This window comes from Sinomonas humi (genome assembly GCF_000802235.1).
Taxonomy (GTDB): Bacteria; Actinomycetota; Actinomycetes; order Actinomycetales; family Micrococcaceae; genus Sinomonas; species Sinomonas humi.
In genome coordinates this window covers 1-15161 of sequence record NZ_JTDL01000033.1, presented here as the reverse complement: position 1 = coordinate 15161, position 15161 = coordinate 1, and the positions used below count along the sequence as shown (strand labels likewise).

The 15161-nt window shown below is 68.7% G+C and carries 18 protein-coding genes and 1 riboswitch; of the genes, 2 read left to right on the top strand and 16 right to left on the bottom strand.

Annotation, left to right across the window (positions count from 1 at the left end; genetic code table 11):
• Positions 1–30 precede the first annotated feature (30 nt).
• Genes LK10_RS01750 through hisI form a run of 3 tightly spaced genes read right to left on the bottom strand, consistent with a single transcriptional unit; the run spans position 31 to position 2746 of the window.
• Positions 31–699: a Trp biosynthesis-associated membrane protein gene (locus tag LK10_RS01750; protein WP_231567547.1), complete on the bottom strand. Its 669-nt coding sequence runs from the start codon at positions 697–699 to the stop codon at positions 31–33.
• Position 700: 1 nt separating this feature from the next.
• Entirely contained in the window at positions 701–2257 is a 1557-nt protein-coding gene (locus tag LK10_RS01745; protein WP_043119685.1) for an anthranilate synthase component I, read from the bottom strand.
• Between the two features lie 60 nt (positions 2258–2317).
• Complete coding sequence (gene hisI, locus LK10_RS01740; protein WP_043119683.1) at positions 2318–2746, bottom strand: phosphoribosyl-AMP cyclohydrolase; 429 nt, start codon at positions 2744–2746, stop codon at positions 2318–2320.
• A 78-nt stretch (positions 2747–2824) separates the two neighbouring features.
• On the opposite strand from hisI, the gene LK10_RS01735 reads away from it, so the two are divergent.
• On the top strand, positions 2825–3469 hold the full coding sequence (locus LK10_RS01735) for a TIGR03085 family metal-binding protein (protein WP_043119787.1): 645 nt from the start codon (positions 2825–2827) through the stop codon (positions 3467–3469).
• Between the two features lie 93 nt (positions 3470–3562).
• On the top strand, positions 3563–4024 hold the full coding sequence (locus LK10_RS01730) for a hypothetical protein (protein WP_156143988.1): 462 nt from the start codon (positions 3563–3565) through the stop codon (positions 4022–4024).
• 28 nt (positions 4025–4052) lie between these two features.
• Here the strand turns inward: LK10_RS01730 and hisF are convergent, their stop codons facing one another.
• From hisF to LK10_RS01665, 13 genes are all read right to left on the bottom strand, one after another.
• Positions 4053–4826, bottom strand: coding sequence for an imidazole glycerol phosphate synthase subunit HisF (gene hisF, locus LK10_RS01725; protein ID WP_043119679.1), 774 nt, complete (start codon positions 4824–4826; stop codon positions 4053–4055).
• A 13-nt stretch (positions 4827–4839) separates the two neighbouring features.
• Positions 4840–5685 carry an ATP phosphoribosyltransferase gene (gene hisG / locus LK10_RS01720; RefSeq protein WP_043119677.1) on the bottom strand — a complete coding sequence of 282 codons (846 nt, stop codon included), beginning with the start codon at positions 5683–5685 and terminating at the stop codon, positions 4840–4842.
• A gap of 88 nt (positions 5686–5773) precedes the next feature.
• Positions 5774–6037, bottom strand: a complete 264-nt coding sequence (locus LK10_RS01715; RefSeq protein WP_043119786.1) for a phosphoribosyl-ATP diphosphatase — start codon at positions 6035–6037, stop codon at positions 5774–5776.
• Between the two features lie 104 nt (positions 6038–6141).
• Positions 6142–6615, bottom strand: coding sequence for a 6,7-dimethyl-8-ribityllumazine synthase (gene ribH, locus LK10_RS01710; protein ID WP_043119675.1), 474 nt, complete (start codon positions 6613–6615; stop codon positions 6142–6144).
• A 57-nt stretch (positions 6616–6672) separates the two neighbouring features.
• Positions 6673–7353, bottom strand: coding sequence for a GTP cyclohydrolase II (ribA, locus tag LK10_RS01705; RefSeq protein ID WP_043119674.1), 681 nt, complete (start codon positions 7351–7353; stop codon positions 6673–6675).
• Position 7354: 1 nt separating this feature from the next.
• Positions 7355–8002: a 3,4-dihydroxy-2-butanone-4-phosphate synthase gene (gene ribB / locus LK10_RS01700; RefSeq protein WP_052206833.1), complete on the bottom strand. Its 648-nt coding sequence runs from the start codon at positions 8000–8002 to the stop codon at positions 7355–7357.
• The gene (locus tag LK10_RS01695; protein WP_043119672.1) at positions 7999–8661 is read right to left on the bottom strand and encodes a riboflavin synthase; all 663 of its coding nucleotides are present in this window, start codon (positions 8659–8661) and stop codon (positions 7999–8001) included. The genes ribB and LK10_RS01695 overlap by 4 nt, the downstream gene beginning before the upstream one ends.
• Positions 8661–9776 (bottom strand): bifunctional diaminohydroxyphosphoribosylaminopyrimidine deaminase/5-amino-6-(5-phosphoribosylamino)uracil reductase RibD, encoded by a 1116-nt coding sequence (ribD, locus tag LK10_RS01690; protein WP_043119670.1) that lies wholly within the window; start codon positions 9774–9776, stop codon positions 8661–8663. Before ribD ends, LK10_RS01695 begins: the two co-directional genes overlap by 1 nt.
• A gap of 149 nt (positions 9777–9925) precedes the next feature.
• Positions 9926–10066, bottom strand: a riboswitch (FMN riboswitch).
• A 134-nt stretch (positions 10067–10200) separates the two neighbouring features.
• Entirely contained in the window at positions 10201–10869 is a 669-nt protein-coding gene (rpe, locus tag LK10_RS01685) for a ribulose-phosphate 3-epimerase (RefSeq protein WP_043119668.1), read from the bottom strand.
• Positions 10870–12462: an RsmB/NOP family class I SAM-dependent RNA methyltransferase gene (locus tag LK10_RS01680; protein ID WP_231567545.1), complete on the bottom strand. Its 1593-nt coding sequence runs from the start codon at positions 12460–12462 to the stop codon at positions 10870–10872.
• A gap of 20 nt (positions 12463–12482) precedes the next feature.
• Entirely contained in the window at positions 12483–13421 is a 939-nt protein-coding gene (gene fmt / locus LK10_RS01675; protein WP_043119667.1) for a methionyl-tRNA formyltransferase, read from the bottom strand.
• Positions 13418–14032: a peptide deformylase gene (def, locus tag LK10_RS01670; RefSeq protein ID WP_043119665.1), complete on the bottom strand. Its 615-nt coding sequence runs from the start codon at positions 14030–14032 to the stop codon at positions 13418–13420. The genes fmt and def overlap by 4 nt, the downstream gene beginning before the upstream one ends.
• A 43-nt stretch (positions 14033–14075) precedes the next feature.
• Entirely contained in the window at positions 14076–15005 is a 930-nt protein-coding gene (locus tag LK10_RS01665) for a PD-(D/E)XK nuclease family protein (protein WP_052206831.1), read from the bottom strand.
• Between the last annotated feature and the right edge of the window lie 156 nt (positions 15006–15161).

The following is a 15161-nucleotide window of genomic DNA, read 5'->3' as shown; positions in this document are numbered from 1 at the left end:
CTCGGCGCCTTCCGAATGCGGTCCGCCGCTTCAGTCGGTCGGGTCCTCGCCCCGGGTCAGGCGGTCCCATCCGTCGATCTCGTCAACTTGGGCGGCTTGCGCGTCTCCGCCCTCTTCGGCCGTCTCACCATCCGAGCCGGTCGCCCTGCGGCGGCCGCCCGCGGCAGCGTCATACTTCGTTCGCGTGGGCCAGCGCCGCGAGGCGACCATCGCGAGGATGCCGCACAGCGCTAGCAGCGCTCCCGCCACTGCGGCGGCTATGGGGAACCAGGTGAGCACCGTCGTCGCCGGCCCGCCTGACACGCCTGTGGCCTTCGCGATCGAGCTGTCCGCCGCGGCCCGCGGATTCAGCACAACGGCGATGCAGGACGCGGCGACACCAAAGCCCGCGAGGACGACGACGGCGCTCGCCACCAAGCGCCCGACGCGGCCCGCGACTGCGGCCGCGAGGACCCCGGCAAGGCCGACGAGCGCGAGGGCGGTCACCGCCGTCGCCGCATTGCTGCCTTGGACCATCACGTGCGCGGTCCGCACGGAGGCGCTCTGGACGTCCGCATCGATCCAAGTCTGGGTGGTCGAAGCGAAAGCGAGGATCGCCACGAGGACGCTGAGTGCGACGACGGTCGACTTCCGAGCCCAAGCGGGCAGGCGCGGCGGCTCGTGCCCCGCGGCCGGAACGATTTCGGAGGATCCGCCCACGCTAGATCACCTCCCCGACGCCCGGGAGGGTCGCTGCAGATCTCAAGGCGGACGCGGTGTGCACCGCGCGCAGCGGAGCAGCCGCCTTGTTGACCGACTCGAGGGCCTCAGCCACCGGGTCCGAGTCGGCGACAATCCCGCCCCCGGACTGGACGTAGGCGCGGCCCTCACGGAGCAGCGCGGTGCGGATCGCGATCGCCATATCCATGTCGCCCGCGAAATCGAAGTATCCGACAACGCCGCCGTACACGCCGCGGCGCCTCGGCTCGACTTCATCGAGGAGCCGCAAGGCACGCGGCTTCGGCGCGCCTGAGAGCGTTCCCGCCGGGAAGGTTGCGGCGAGGACGTCGTAGGCAGTCGCGTCCGGCCGAAGGCGGCCGTCCACCGTGGAGACAAGATGCATGATGTGGCTGAACCGCTCAACCGCCATGAACTCGCTGACCTCGACCGTCCCGGGGCGGCACACCTTCGAGAGGTCGTTGCGGGCGAGGTCGACGAGCATGAGGTGCTCCGCACGCTCCTTCTCGTCTGCGAGGAGTTCCTCGGCGAAGGCCCTGTCCGCCTCGACCGTCGCGCCGCGTGGGCGTGAGCCGGCGATGGGATGGGTGACGACCTGGTCTCCCGTCACTGTAACCAAGGCCTCGGGAGACGACCCAACGATCGAGTACTCGCGCCCATCAGCGTCCTCGAGGCTCAGGAGGTACATGTAGGGGCTCGGGTTCATGGCCCGGAGGATCCGGTAGACGTCGAGCGGCGGGGCGTCGAAATCGAGCTCGAAACGGCGCGAGATGACGACCTGGAAGACCTCGCCGTCGACAATCGCCTCTTTCCCGCGGGCGATCGCGGCAAGGTAGCCGGACTCCTCCCAGTTCTCGATCACCTTGTCCCGGTAGTCGACCACGGGGCCGAGGACGGAAACCGCCGCCGCCGAAGGCTTGAGCACTCGCTCAACCATCCGGGTAAGGCGCTCCACAGCGTCCCGCCATGCCTCGTCGACGCGCTCGTTGCTGTTGTCGAAGTTGATCGCATTCGCAACGAGTGTCACCGTGCCGTCCACGTTGTCGTGCACCGCGAGGTCCGTGACGAGGTTCATAGCGAGCTCAGGAAGGTCGAGGTCATCCTCGGGCGGTGACAGGAGCTTCTCCCAGCGCCGGACCGCTTCCCAGCCGACGAAGCCGACCATGCCGGAGGTGAGCGGGGGCAGGGAGTCGAAGCGCTCGGTCCGCAGGGCGGTGACGGTGTCGCGAAGCGCCTCGAGCGGGTTCCCGCCCGTGGGGACCCCGACCGGGGGCTCGCCGGTCCAGTGTGCCTCGCCGTTGTTGCTCGTGAGCGTCGCTCGGGACTCGGCCCCGATGAAGGAATAGCGCGACCACGAGCCGCCCACGGCTGCGGATTCGAACAGGAACGTCCCGGGGTGTCCGTCAGCGAGCTTGCGGTACAGGCTGATGGGGGTTTCGGCGTCGGCCAGCAGCTTCACGCGGACTGGGATGACGCGTCGGTCCGCGGCGAGCTTGCGGAACTCCCCGAGCGTGGGTTCGATGACTCCTAGGTCAAGCATGGTGTGGGTGGCGGGCCTTCCGTAGGCGAGTGGGCGAGGGGCGGGAGTGAGCGGGCCTGTTCAGGCTTCGCCGACGACGGCGGGAATGCCTCTGCCGTCGAAGCAGGTCCGGGTCCCGGTGTGGCAGGCTGCGCCGACTTGGTCCACTTGGACGAGCAGCGCGTCGCCGTCGCAGTCGAGGGACACGGACTTGACCCACTGGACATGGCCCGATGTGTCGCCCTTGCGCCAGTACTCCCGCCTCGAACGCGACCAGAATGTTACGCGGCCGCTCGTGAGCGTCCGTCGCAGTGCCTCGTCGTCCATCCACCCCACCATGAGCACCTCGAGGCTGTCGTACTGCTGCACGACGGCGGCCACCAGTCCGGCGGGATCCCGCTTGAGACGCTCGGCGACATCGGCGGCGAGAGCTGGGTAGCCGGCGTCGGCCACCGCGGCTTTCGGGGCGGCCTGGGGTGGCTCGGAGGAGGGTTCATTCTGCTCGGACATCCCCTCAAGTCTAGTGGCCGTGAAGTCGCGGGCTGACCGTGCGCGCGGGCACGCCCGCGCGTGCTAGTTTCGCTAGTGATGCACTTCGTTCCGCCGTCCCGGGAAGTCCTGGCCGAGACCCTGCTCGCGGCCGGCCCCAACGCGCCCACCTTGTGTGAGGGGTGGGCAACCAAAGAGCTCGCGGCTCATCTCTACCTTCGCGAGCGGAACGCCCGCGTCGGCTTCGGCCTCGCCGTCCGACGCCTCCGCAGCGTCTCCGATTCCGCCACAGCACGGCTCGCTGCCAAGACAGCAACGCCCGCGGCTTATGCGCAGCTCGTGGCATCATTCCGGGCAGGGCCCCCGAAGGCCTCGCCACTGCGAATCCCCCGTCTCGACGAAGCCGCGAACCTCGCAGAGTTCTTCGTCCACACCGAGGACGTGCGGCGAGCAACCGAGCGCTGGGCCCCGCGCGCCCTCGACGAAGGGTATGCGGACGCGCTCTGGGAGCACCTTGTGCGGCAGGCCGCGATTCTCTACCGGGGCGTGGACCTCGGTGTGGTGCTCGTCAGCCCTCAGGGGCCACGGCATGTAGCCAAACGGGCAGCCGTCTCGGTGGCGATTGTCGGCGAGCCAGGCGAGCTCCTCCTGCACGCGACGGGCCGCGGCTCGCACGCGCTTGTGACATTCGAGGGCCAACCCGACGCGGTGGCTCTCCTGAAGACGGCCGACGTCGGCCCCTGAGGCCGCGCCCGGAGGAAGCAGCGCTTGGGCTGGCGCTCCCTGCCAGGCGTCCTCGCATCTCTCGTCGGCTTCTTGAAGTGGCAGGATGGGGGCATGCCCGCACTCGACGAAATCTGGAATTCCATCGGCCCGCTCTGGGCGGCTGTCAATGAATCGGAGTGGGCCGAATCCGGCCCCGCCCCGTCGGTCGACGGCGGCGAGGCTACCGTCTTCGCGGCCAGGACCGCCGACGTCGAGCAGCCCCCGCAGCTGCCGGAGGGCGGCGACGTCGTCGGAGCACCACTCGGACCGTACGACGCTGTCGAGGTGACATTGTTCGGGCGAGCCGCGGCGAGAGGACGCATCGCGTTCGGCGACAGCGTCGCCGTCGTAGGCCACTTCGATTTCGAGAAGGGAACGGATCCCGACGTATTGGGCCCGGCCCTGGTCTCGGCGCTGGCCGAGGAAGCCTTCCTCGAGGGGGCTGAAGTCATCTACACCGTTGTCGAGGCATCCCAGGCACCGTCTTATCTCGGAACCGGGTGGACCGAGGCCGGGCGCCTCACCCGCTCGTAGGTGCCCGCCCTGTCCGGAGCCAGCTCTCTCAGCGGACTTCGTGGCCTGCGGCTCGGATAGCCTCTTTCACCTGACGGATCATGTCGTCAGGGCCGAAGTGGAACATCGATGCGGCGAGCACAGCGTCCGCTCCGGCCTCGATCGCAGGCGGGAAGTGCTCGGGCGCACCCGCGCCTCCCGAGGCGATGAGCGGGACCGCGACGGCTGCACGGATCAGCCGGATCAGCTCAAGGTCGAATCCTTCTTTTGTGCCGTCTGCGTCTATGGAATTCAGGAGGATTTCACCGACGCCACGGTCGGCAGCCTCCTTCGCCCACTGGACCGCGTCGATGCCGGTCCCCCGGCGCCCGCCGTGCGTCGTCACTTCGAATCCTGAAGGCGTGCTCACCTCGCCCTGGACCCGGCGCGCGTCGACGGAGAGGACCAACACCTGCGAACCGAAGTGCCGCGTGATCTCGTCGATCACGTCCGGCCTGGCGATCGCTGCGGTGTTGATCGATGCCTTGTCCGCACCCTCCCGCAGCAGGCGGTCAACTTCCGCAACGCCGCGCACTCCTCCTCCCACGGTGAGGGGGATGAAGACCTCCTCGGCCGTGCGGCGGACGACGTCGAACGTCGTCTCCCGCTCGGACGAAGACGCCGTGACGTCGAGAAAGGTGAGCTCATCCGCGCCGGCCCGGTCGTAGCGGTGGGCCAGTTCGACTGGATCTCCCGCATCTCGGAGGCCCTTGAAATTGACGCCCTTGACGACGCGCCCCGCGTCGACATCGAGGCACGGGATGACGCGGACTGCAACGCCCATGGTTCGCCCCTCCCTAGATCCGGCAGGCGTGGATGCTGCTGACGAGGATCGCTCGCGCACCTAGGTCGTACAGCTCATCCATGACCCGGTTGGTCTCTCGTTTCGGCACCATCGAACGAACCGCGACCCATTCGGAGTCCCGCAGCGGGGAGACCGTGGGCGATTCAAGGCCCGGTGTGAGGGCCGAGGCCTGCTCGACGAGTTCCTTGCGGACGTCGTAGTCCATGAGCACGTACTTGCGCGCGACCAGCACGCCCGTGAGGCGGCGGATGAGGACCTCGATCGCGGGCATGACATGCCCCTTGCGGCCGATGAGCACGGCCTCCGACTGCAGGATCGGATCCCCGAAGACTTCCATCCCCGCGGCTTTGAGCGTGTTGCCCGTCTCCACGACATCCGCGATTGCGTCTGCCACTCCGAGCCGGACGGAGGACTCGACCGCGCCGTCGAGGCGCACGATCCGGGCGGGCTTCACCCCTTGGTCGGCGAGGTACGTGCGGACCAGCCCGTCGTAGCTCGTCGCGACCCGACGGCCCTCGAGCTGATCCACCGAAGCGAACTCGCCGGCGGGGCCGGCGAAGCGGAACGTCGAGGCCGCGAAGCCGAGCGGCAGGAGCTCTTCGGCCTCCACCTCGGCATCGATGAGGAGGTCGCGCCCGGTGATGCCGACATCGAGGGTGCCTTGGCCTACGTACACCGCGATGTCGCGGGGCCGCAGGAAGAAGAACTCGACGTCATTCTCAGGATCGAGCATGACGAGCTCGCGGCCTTCGCGGCGTTGGCGGTAGCCGGCCTCGGAAAGCATCGAGGAGGCGGCCTCGGAAAGGGAGCCCTTGTTGGGGACTGCTACACGGAGCATGGTGGTCTTTCTGGTTTCGAAGGGAGATGTCTCGGCTTCTCGCCACGGGGCGCCCCTCCCGGCTGCGGGATGGGAGCGCGCGCCGTGGCTAGAGATGCGTGTACACGTCCTTGAGCGTGAGACCCTTCGCGATCATGAGCACCTGGACGTGGTAGAGAAGCTGGGAGATCTCCTCGGCCGCCGCCTCGTCCGACTCGTATTCAGCCGCCATCCAGACTTCGGCGGCCTCCTCCACGATCTTCTTCCCGATGCCGTGGACCCCCGAGTCCAGTTCGACGACGGTGCGCGACCCCTCCGGGCGTCGCGTGGCCTTCTCGCTGAGCTCGGCGAACAGCGACTCGAAATCTTTCACGGAGTCAAGACTATCCGAGCTCATCGGGCGTCCTGAGACGGTAGCCCGCGTGTGACTTGGCCGGTGTGACGAAGCCAACAAATCGCCGAACCCGGCGGACCGGCTCACAAAGCCCGGAGAGTCGCGGCCGTGAGGAGCGCCGCCGTCGTCGCCTCGTAGCCCTTGTCCTCCCGCGAGCCGGGAAGCCCCGCTCGGTCGAGGCCCTGCTGCTCGTCGTCGCACGTGAGGACACCGAAGCCCACGGGAATTCCCGAGCGAACGCTCACGTCCGTCAGCCCGACCGTTGCCGCCTCGCACACGTACTCAAAATGCGGCGTGCCGCCGCGGATCACGACGCCGAGGGCCACCACGGCGTCGTGCGTTTCGGCGAGTTTCGCTGCAGCGACCGGAAGTTCGAAGCTTCCGGGGACCCGGACGACGGTAGGGCTGTCGATGCCCGCTTCCTTTGCCGCGCGGAGGGCGCCGTCGAGCAGCCCGTCCATGATCTGGGTGTGCCAGCTTGCCGCGACAATGGCGAGGCGAAGTTCGGCCAGCTGTGGGTCGTCAAGGGCAAGGGCAGGGGCGCCGTGTCCGCTCACGAGGGGAGATCCTGTTCTGTTGGTGGGCGCGCTATCCGCGCGTCCTCAAGTGCTTGGTCAGTCGTTGTCGGGGTGCGTCGTAGGCAGCGCGGCCTCGACATCGAGAGTCAGAAGGTGCGCCATGCGCTCCTTCTTGGTCTGCAGGTAGCGGAGGTTCTCGGCCCGTGAGGGAACCTCGGTGCGCACCATCTCGACCACGTGAACGCCCGCTTGGGCGAGCCGATTCTGCTTGTCCGGGTTGTTGCTCAGGAGCCGGATGTGGGTGAGGCCCATCTCCGAGAGGATCTGCGCGGCCGCGTGATAGGAACGGGCGTCGACCGGGAGGCCCAGCTGCTCGTTCGCCTCGACCGTGTCGAAACCGGCCTCCTGAAGCGAATAGGCCCGAATCTTGTTCGCGAGGCCGATCCCGCGCCCCTCGTGGCCCCGCAGGTAGAGGAGAGTTCCGCCCTGCTCGCGGATCAGCCCCAGGGCGTACGCGAGCTGTTCGCCGCAATCACAGCGGTAGGAGCCGAATACGTCGCCAGTCAGGCATTCCGAGTGGAGGCGCACCAGCGGTGCTACTCCCGGCTCTGGCGCCTCCGGGGAACTAACCGCAAGATGCTCGGCCCCGGTTTCCTCGTCGATCCAGGCCTGCGCGACAAACTCGCCGAACGCTGTGGGCAGCTTCACCACCGGACCGCTCGTCACGGGGTGGCCGGGCCGTCTGGCCCCGTTGGCCGGGGCCGTACTGGTCGTCATATCATTCCTCCCCGGCGCCCCGGCGGGCCGCCACGAACTCGGCAAGGTCCTCGATGGAGATGAGCGGACATCCATGCTCGTCGGCGAACTCGCGCAGAGCGGCGAGCCGCATCATCTCTCCATCGTCGTGGACCACTTCTGCGATCACTCCTACTGGAGCCAAGCCTGCCAGACGGCACAGGTCAACTGCCGCCTCGGTGTGTCCCCTGCGCGCCAGCACACCACCGTCAACCGCCCGCAACGGGAAAATATGCCCCGGACGGGTGAATTCTGCGGCCGTCGAACGGGCGTCGGCGAGAGCCACAACCGTGTTTGAGCGATCCGTCGCGCTGATCCCCGTCGAGATGCCACTGCGCAGATCGCACGACACCGTGTAGGCGGTGCCCTTGGCGTCCTGGTTGTCGACCACCATCGGCGGGAGCGCGAGCCGGTCTGCGATCTCACCGGAGAGCGGAGCGCAGACGACGCCGGACGTGTGCCGGATCGTCCACCCCATGAGGGCGGGAGTCGAGAATTGGGCTGCGAAGATGATGTCGCCCTCGTTCTCCCGGTTTTCATCGTCGACGACGACGATGGCGCGGCCCTCCCGGAGCGCGTCGACTGCCGCCTGGACCGGCTCGAGCCGGACGACCTTAACCTGCGCGCTCATGCGGACGCTCCCTTCCCCGCGAGCTCGGCCTGGTCCCCCAGCCCGTGGCCGCGCGTCTCGAACGAGAGCAGCCTTGCTGTGTACTTCGCGAGGACGTCGACCTCGAGGTTGACCGCGGCGCCGACGGGCTTCGACCCGAGGCCGGTTTCCGCGAGGGTCGCGGGGATGAGCCCGACCTCGAACCATTGGCCGTCCTCCTCTGCCAGGCTCACGCCCGTCACCGTGAGGGAGACGCCGTCGACCGCGATCGAGCCCTTCTCCGCGATGTAGGGCGCGAGCGCGTCCGGTACGGAGAAGCGCAGGCGGTGCCAGTTCTCGAGGGGCTCGCGTTCTGCAAGGACGCCCACGCCGTCCACGTGGCCTTGGACCACATGCCCATCGAGCCGCCCCCCTGCGGGGACGCACCGTTCGAGGTTGACGGTGTCCCCCGCCTCAAGCCCACCGATGGTCGTGCGCGCAAGCGACTCGCCCATGACGTCCACTGTGAACGTGTGCCCGTCGTTGCGCGTCGCTGTGAGGCAGCAGCCGTCGACGGCGATCGAGCCTCCGAGGGGCAGATCCGCGGCGAGGGTGGGGGCCGAGAGGGTGATGACGGCGCTCTCGCCCGTCGAGTCGACAGCGACGACGGTGCCGCGTTCGGCGATGATCCCGGTGAACATCAGTTGCTTCCTTCGGATATGGGACGGGTCAGGTCAAGGGGGCGTGCGGGTCCCGAGGCGCTGGCTGGGCGGAGGTGGAGCCGGAGGTCGGTGCCAAGGCGGCGAACCGCTCCCCCGCCGCTCTCATCCCAGTCCCAGTGCTGCGCGTCGGCAAGCGTCCGGATGCCCAGATCTGCCACCGACGTCTTTCCGGACCCAAGGAGGATCGGGGCTTGGTAGACGATGAGCTCATCGACAAGGCCTGCCGAGAGGAAAGCGGCGATGATCCGCGATCCGCCCTCGACCATCACGTGACGTGCCCCGAGGTCGAAAAGCAGAGCGAGCGCCTCGGCGGGGTCCTGCGTGCGGAGGTGGTGGAATCGGCCATCGTCGCCACGGACGGCGGCGGCTCCAGGCACCTCCCGCAGCCCCATCACGGCCCGCAGCGGCTGGTGTTCGAGAAGGCCGCCGTCCTCTCCGCGGGCGGTGAGTCGCGGATCGTCGACGGCGACGGTCTGGCTCCCGACGAGGATCGCGTCGATCCGCGCGCGGAGTGCATGGTTGTCCGTCAGGGATGAAGGGCATGTGATCCACTGGCTCGTACCGTCTTCGGCAGCGATGCGCGCGTCGAGCGTCTGGGCGATGTGCAGGGTCACGAAGGGGCGCCTGTCCCGCACGGCAACCAGCCAGCGCTCGTTCAGGCGCTTCGCTTCAGCCCCGAGGAGACCGGACTCGACTGCGATCCCTGCGTCGCGGAGGGTCCGAGCGCCGCCCGAGGCGACATCGTGGGGATCGTCGATCGCGTACACGACGCGCCCGACTCCCGCATGGATCAGCGCCTGAGCGCAGGGACCTGTCCGCCCCGTGTGATTGCAGGGTTCGAGCGTGACGTACATGGTTGCCCCGGCAAGGTCGGTGCCTTCGCGCTCGGCGTTCCGAATCGCGTCCGCTTCCGCATGGGCGGTTCCGGCGCCACGGTGGAATCCGGTGGCGAGGACCTTGCCGTCTGGTCCGACGGCGATCGCGCCTACGAGGGGGTTGGCGCCGCGTACCCCCTGACTGGCAAGTTGGAGGGCCTCGCCCATGCGCCGGGTATCCTCGGCCGTCCAAGCCGGTGTCGACACGGGGGCGCTCATCCGGCAGCCTCCAGGCGCCCTGAGGGCAGCACCGAGGGCCGACACGCGAAGAGCCACTGCTGGATGTCCATCGCAACCTTCCTTTCCGGACCGCAGCGGCTCCGGGGTTGCGACAGAAGCGGCGCGCCAGCGTGGCACACCGCAGACTGCACGTGCTTCTCCCATCCAGACTCTGACTGTCGGTACCGGAATTCCACCGGTTCAACCGAGGGCCCACTCACGCTGGAGCGGGCCATCGGGTCGCGGACTGTCACCGCCGGTTCGGACTTTCACCGACCCCGGAGCACGTTCATTACTGTGGCCGAGCGCCTTCCTGACTATGTGCCAGATCGGCTAGCGGCCATTGACATTGTGGCACATCACGCAGGTACATCAGTGACGGGCGCGTCATCTGCGTAGTGTTCACTTGAAGCGAACGGCGGGATCAGGCGCGGACGCTGGCCTCGGCCGCTGCCCTGAGCGCCTCGACGGCCGCGGCAGGGTCCTCAGCCCCGTACACGGCGGACCCTGCGACGAAGACATCCGCGCCCGCCTCGGCTGCGCGCTCAATCGTGGACGAGGAGATTCCACCGTCAACCTGGATTGCGACCTTGGCCCCGCTGCCGTCGACGGCCGCCCTGGCCTTCCGAATCTTCGGGAGCGTCACGTCGAGGAATGCTTGACCGCCGAAGCCCGGCTCGACCGTCATAACGAGCAGCATGTCGATCTCACCCAACATCTCGAGATAAGGCTCGACGGCGGTCGTGGGGCGGAGCGCCATTCCTGCCTTTGACCCGCGGGCCCGGAGCTCCCGCGCCAGCTTGATCGGCGCGATGGCCGCTTCGGCGTGAAAGGTCACCGATGCGAGGCCGAGGTCGGCGTACAGCGGGGCCCACCGGTCGGCGTCGGCGATCATGAGGTGCGCGTCGAGGGGAAGCGGACTGACGGCTTGGAGCCGCTCGACGACAGGCAGCCCCAACGTGAGGTTCGGCACGAAGTGGTTGTCCATGACGTCGACGTGAACTGCGTCCGCGCTGCCGATGCGCGAAAGCTCTGCCTGAAGGTTGGCGAAGTCGGCGGAGAGGATACTCGGGTGGATGCTGCAGCGGCTCACTCAGGACTCCTTGCTGGGTGCGTCGTTCGGTCCGCTAGGGGCGGAGCGCTTGCGGAAGAGGGCTAGGAACATCGCGTCGGTGCCATGGACGTGGGGCCAGAGCTGCGCGGTGCGGTCGTGGCCCGCTCCGAGCGGACGGAGGGCGACGGCGTCGATGGCCTCGCCAGCGTCGAGCTCCTCGATGTCGCCTCGACGCCGCAAGGCATCTTGGACGACCGCAATGGTCTCGGCCGCATGCGGGGAGCACGTTACGTACCCGACGACGCCCCCCGGTGCAGCGGCGTCGATCGCGGCGTCGAGGAGCTCCCGCTGAAGGGGTGCAAGTTCCGCGACGTCCTCCGGACTTCTCCGCCAACGGGATTCGGGACGACGGCGTAGCGCACCGAGTCCGGTGCACGGCACGTCCGCGATGACCCGGGAGAAGGTCTCCTTGAGCTCGGGGGCGAGGGTGCGGCCGTCGCCCGTCCGGACCGACCAGGACTCCGCCGGAACCGGGCGGAGCGCCTGCCGCACGAGGTCCGCGCGGTGCTCGGCTGGCTCGTTCGCAAGGAGAAAGGCCCCACGCTCCGCCGCTAGGGCGCCGAGCAGCGCTGCCTTTCCACCCGGGCCGGCGCACAGATCCAACCAGCGCTCGCCTGCGCTCCCAGCAACGGCCTCTGGGGCCAAGGGCGCGGCCGCAACAGCACGGGCAACCAATTGCGAACCCACGTCCTGCACTCGGAGGGTGCCGCTCTGTATGGAGGACCATCGGCCCAAGTCCCCTCCTGACGAGAGCGCCGAACCCTCGACGAGTTCCCCGAGCGTCGAACCCTGCTCAAGTGCCTCGTCGAGACTCCCTATGCCAGGGAGCGCGACTAGGTTGACCACAGGCGCCGCGTTGTCGGCCTCGAGCAACGCCTCGATCTCGGAGGCCGAGCGCCCGTGGGCGACGAGCGACTGGCGCAGGGCCCGGACGATCCAGGGCGGGTGGGCGTGGCGGATCGCAGCCGCCTCGGTCTCGTCCGCGGTCGCCGTCAGCTCATCGAGCCATTCCTCGAGGCTGCGCCCGCTTGCGCGGCGCAGCACGGCGTTGACGAGGGACCCGGGCCCGGCGCCGACGACGGCGCGGGCGAGGGCGACCGTCTGGTTGAGTGCCGCATGCGGAGGGACACGCATCGCGAGGAGTTGGTGGGCGCCCAGACGCAGGACGTCGAGCACCGCGGGATCCAAGCGGTCGAGGGGTCGGTCTACACAGCGGGCGAGAATCGCGTCGTACATCCCCTGCCCGCGGAGCGCCCCGTACGCGAGCTCGGTAGCGAACCCCGCGTCTCGGCGATCGAGACGGTGCTGGCGGATCCGGGCAGGCAGCACGAGGTTCGCGTACGCGTCATCCCGGGAGACTGCGCGCAGAACCTCGAACGCCACGAGACGGCTCGGATCGGCCGTCCGGGAACGCTCGCTCGGGGCCTGCTGGCTGAAGCGACGGGGAGCGGAGCCTCCCCGGTTCCTCTCGCGGCCCTGCTCGTTCCGGCGTTGGCCGTGCTCTCGATCCCCGCGGCCTTGACCGCCGCGGCCCTGGCGGCCGCCACGCTGGCCGCCGTCGCGTCCGCTCATCGGACCAGGACCCCCCGCGGTCATCCGAACCTCAATCCGTCGGTGTTCCAAGCCCCGCGCGCCCAGTCGGCCGCGGCCATCATCTTCTTCCCGGCTGGCTGCACACGGACAAGCTCGAGAGCGTGGGTCGCGGTCCCGACGAGCAGTACTCTGCCGTCCCACGAGAGGACCCCCTGCTCGAGGCCCTCGACATCTGGGCGGAGTTTGGGCGGCTCTAGCTTGAAGCGCTGCCCGTCGAGCACGGTCCAGGCCCCCGGCTCGGGCGTCACGGCGCGTGCCCTGCGATCGAGGGCGCGAGCCGGCTGGCTCCAGTCGAGCCGCCCGTCGTCGAGGGAAAGCTTGGGGGCATAAGTAGGCTCGCCCTCTTGCGGCCGTGGCACGAGGCTCCCATCCGCGATCCCCTCGAGCGTCCGCGCGAGGAGGCCGGCACCGCTCTCGGCAAGCTCGGCGAGCAGGTCACCTGCGGTCGCGTCCGGGCGAGGGGTCACAGCCATCGTCCCGTAGACGGGGCCGGTGTCGAGGCCCTCCTCGAGCCGGAAGGTCGAAGCTCCGACGACATCGTCGCCGTGCAGGACCGAGTACTGCACTGGCGCGGCACCGCGCCAGGCGGGGAGCAGGGAAAAATGCAGATTCACCCAGCCGTGACGCGGCACCTCGAGAGCCGCAGGAGGAACGAGGCCACCGTAGGCAACGATCGCGGCGACGTCTGGTGCGAGCGCGGCGAGGTCCGAGGTGACTTCTGCCGTGATCCTCGCGGCTTTGATGACAGGCAGACCGAGCTCCACAGCCCGGGCGGCCACCGGCGACGGCGTGAGCACTCGCTTGCGGCCCAGCCGAGCGTCGGGGCGAGTCAGGACTCCGACGAGTTCGAGGCCGTCGGCTCCCGCCGCCTCTGCCTGGGCGAGACGGTTGAGTGAGGGGACCGCGACGGCCGGCGTCCCCGCGAACAGGACTCTCACGCGGGTGCCCCCGCGCCCGGCGACGCGGGACCTCCGAAGGAGCCGCCGCCGAAGGACGCACCCGTGCCGAACGCGGAGCCCACGTGTCCAGCACGCTTCGTGGCTGTTGCGCTCGCGACGCTCGAGTAGTCCAGCCTACGGATGACCCGCTGAGCCGCCCGCCGGTCGTCTCCCTCGAGCCGATCGACAAATAGGACTCCGTCAAGGTGATCTGTCTCGTGCTGGAACGCGCGGGCCAGCATCCCCTCGGCCTCGATCTCCACCGGGTTGCCGTGCACATCGTAGCCGCGGGCCTGAACGGCACGGCGACGGCGAAGAGGGTACGCCACGCCCGGGATGCTCAGGCATCCCTCGACGACGTCGTCCTGAAAGTCGTCCGAGAGAGTGAGAACGGGGTTGACAAGGTGCCCCCGCTGACCGTCGATCTGATACGTGAAGACCCTCTGGCCCACCCCCACCTGAGGCGCAGCGAGACCCGCCCCGTCGACGTCCTCCATCGTTTCCATCATGTCCGCGACGAGGCGCTCGAGCTCAGGCCCGAATTCGGTCACCGGGTCCGCAGGCGTGCGCAGCACGGGGTCTCCGATGATCCGGATGGGCAGGATGGCCATGGCAGAAGCAGCCTTTCGACGCGGGTGGAGGACTGGAGAAAGTCTAATCGCCCGCGCCGTTCGTACCGGCGGCATTGACAGACGGCTGCGCTAGCGAGGGCACTGGCTCCGAGGGCAACTGAACCCGCTGGGGCGGGGGCGGCAACGGCAGGAGCGTGCGGCCCGCTCCGGCAACCTCCACTCGCGCCTCCCACACGCGCTGCAGCCCACAGAAGGTGACCCAGTGGTGACGGCGAACCTCGGGGTTGACGCGGACGGCCGCAAACTCCGTCTCGCCCACCGCGACCGCGATGAGCAACGGGTCCTCGCCGTACTTCCACGGCTCCCACTCGCCCGCGGCCGGGTCGAGGACGCTCTCCTCGGCCTTCATGCCAGCGACGAGCTGCATGGCGACCTTCTCGTCCGGCGGCTTCACGCGGCCATCCCTGGTCGTGCCCTTCGTCTTGTAATCCACGAGGCAGATCCTGCCGTTGATCCGGGCCACGAGATCCAAGGTTCCTGCGTAGCCGAGCGACGTGTTCCAGACCGTCTGCTCGGCGGCGATCGGCTCGACGCCGAAGCCCTCCCACCATCGCTCGACACTGACCGCGAAGCCCTCCTCCCCGTGCGATCGAAGGAGTTCGCGTGCCTCAGCGAGCTGGTGCGGGCGGCCGAGCCTCCGGAGTGCCAACTGCTCGGCGAACGCGTGCACGCGGTCCCCGCGCTGGGCAGCAGCACGCGCGTACTCCTCCGAGGCGTCGACGGCAGTGCGCACTAGCTGCCGAATCCGGGCAGGGCTGTCAAGCGCCGTGCGTAGCTCGGGGTGGTCGGCAAGATGACGCGCTGCCATGTAGCTGCGCCATCCGTCCAGGTCCAGCGGCTGCTGGGCGATGACGGTCGTGATGGAGGGAACGCTCGGAGCGGCTGAAAGGGAGCGTCGGTACATCCTGCCGAGGCCGTTGGGAGATTCTGCGGCAAGGCCGGGAACTGTCATAGGGGCACCTTTTCACACCGGTCCGACATTAGAGATCCGCACTGAAGATCCACCGTCAAACAAGCCACCAAACACAAGGACCCCCGGACAGCGTCCAGGGGTCCATACGTGGGCGATACTGGGTTCGAACCAGTGACCTCTTCCGTGTCAGGGAAG

Coding starts and splice junctions, on each gene's coding strand:
- ribB (WP_052206833.1), bottom strand. CDS start 8,002: ATGAGCGCGCAGGTTAAGGTCGTCCGGCTCGAGCCGGTCCAGGCGGCA.
- hisF (WP_043119679.1), bottom strand. CDS start 4,826: ATGGGCGTTGCAGTCCGCGTCATCCCGTGCCTCGATGTCGACGCGGGG.
- hisG (WP_043119677.1), bottom strand. CDS start 5,685: ATGCTCCGTGTAGCAGTCCCCAACAAGGGCTCCCTTTCCGAGGCCGCC.
- LK10_RS01735 (WP_043119787.1), top strand. CDS start 2,825: ATGCACTTCGTTCCGCCGTCCCGGGAAGTCCTGGCCGAGACCCTGCTC.
- hisI (WP_043119683.1), bottom strand. CDS start 2,746: ATGTCCGAGCAGAATGAACCCTCCTCCGAGCCACCCCAGGCCGCCCCG.
- LK10_RS01695 (WP_043119672.1), bottom strand. CDS start 8,661: ATGTTCACCGGGATCATCGCCGAACGCGGCACCGTCGTCGCTGTCGAC.
- ribA (WP_043119674.1), bottom strand. CDS start 7,353: ATGACGACCAGTACGGCCCCGGCCAACGGGGCCAGACGGCCCGGCCAC.
- LK10_RS01745 (WP_043119685.1), bottom strand. CDS start 2,257: ATGCTTGACCTAGGAGTCATCGAACCCACGCTCGGGGAGTTCCGCAAG.
- LK10_RS01680 (WP_231567545.1), bottom strand. CDS start 12,462: ATGAGCGGACGCGACGGCGGCCAGCGTGGCGGCCGCCAGGGCCGCGGC.
- LK10_RS01665 (WP_052206831.1), bottom strand. CDS start 15,005: ATGACAGTTCCCGGCCTTGCCGCAGAATCTCCCAACGGCCTCGGCAGG.
- def (WP_043119665.1), bottom strand. CDS start 14,032: ATGGCCATCCTGCCCATCCGGATCATCGGAGACCCCGTGCTGCGCACG.
- ribD (WP_043119670.1), bottom strand. CDS start 9,776: ATGAGCGCCCCCGTGTCGACACCGGCTTGGACGGCCGAGGATACCCGG.
- LK10_RS01730 (WP_156143988.1), top strand. CDS start 3,563: ATGCCCGCACTCGACGAAATCTGGAATTCCATCGGCCCGCTCTGGGCG.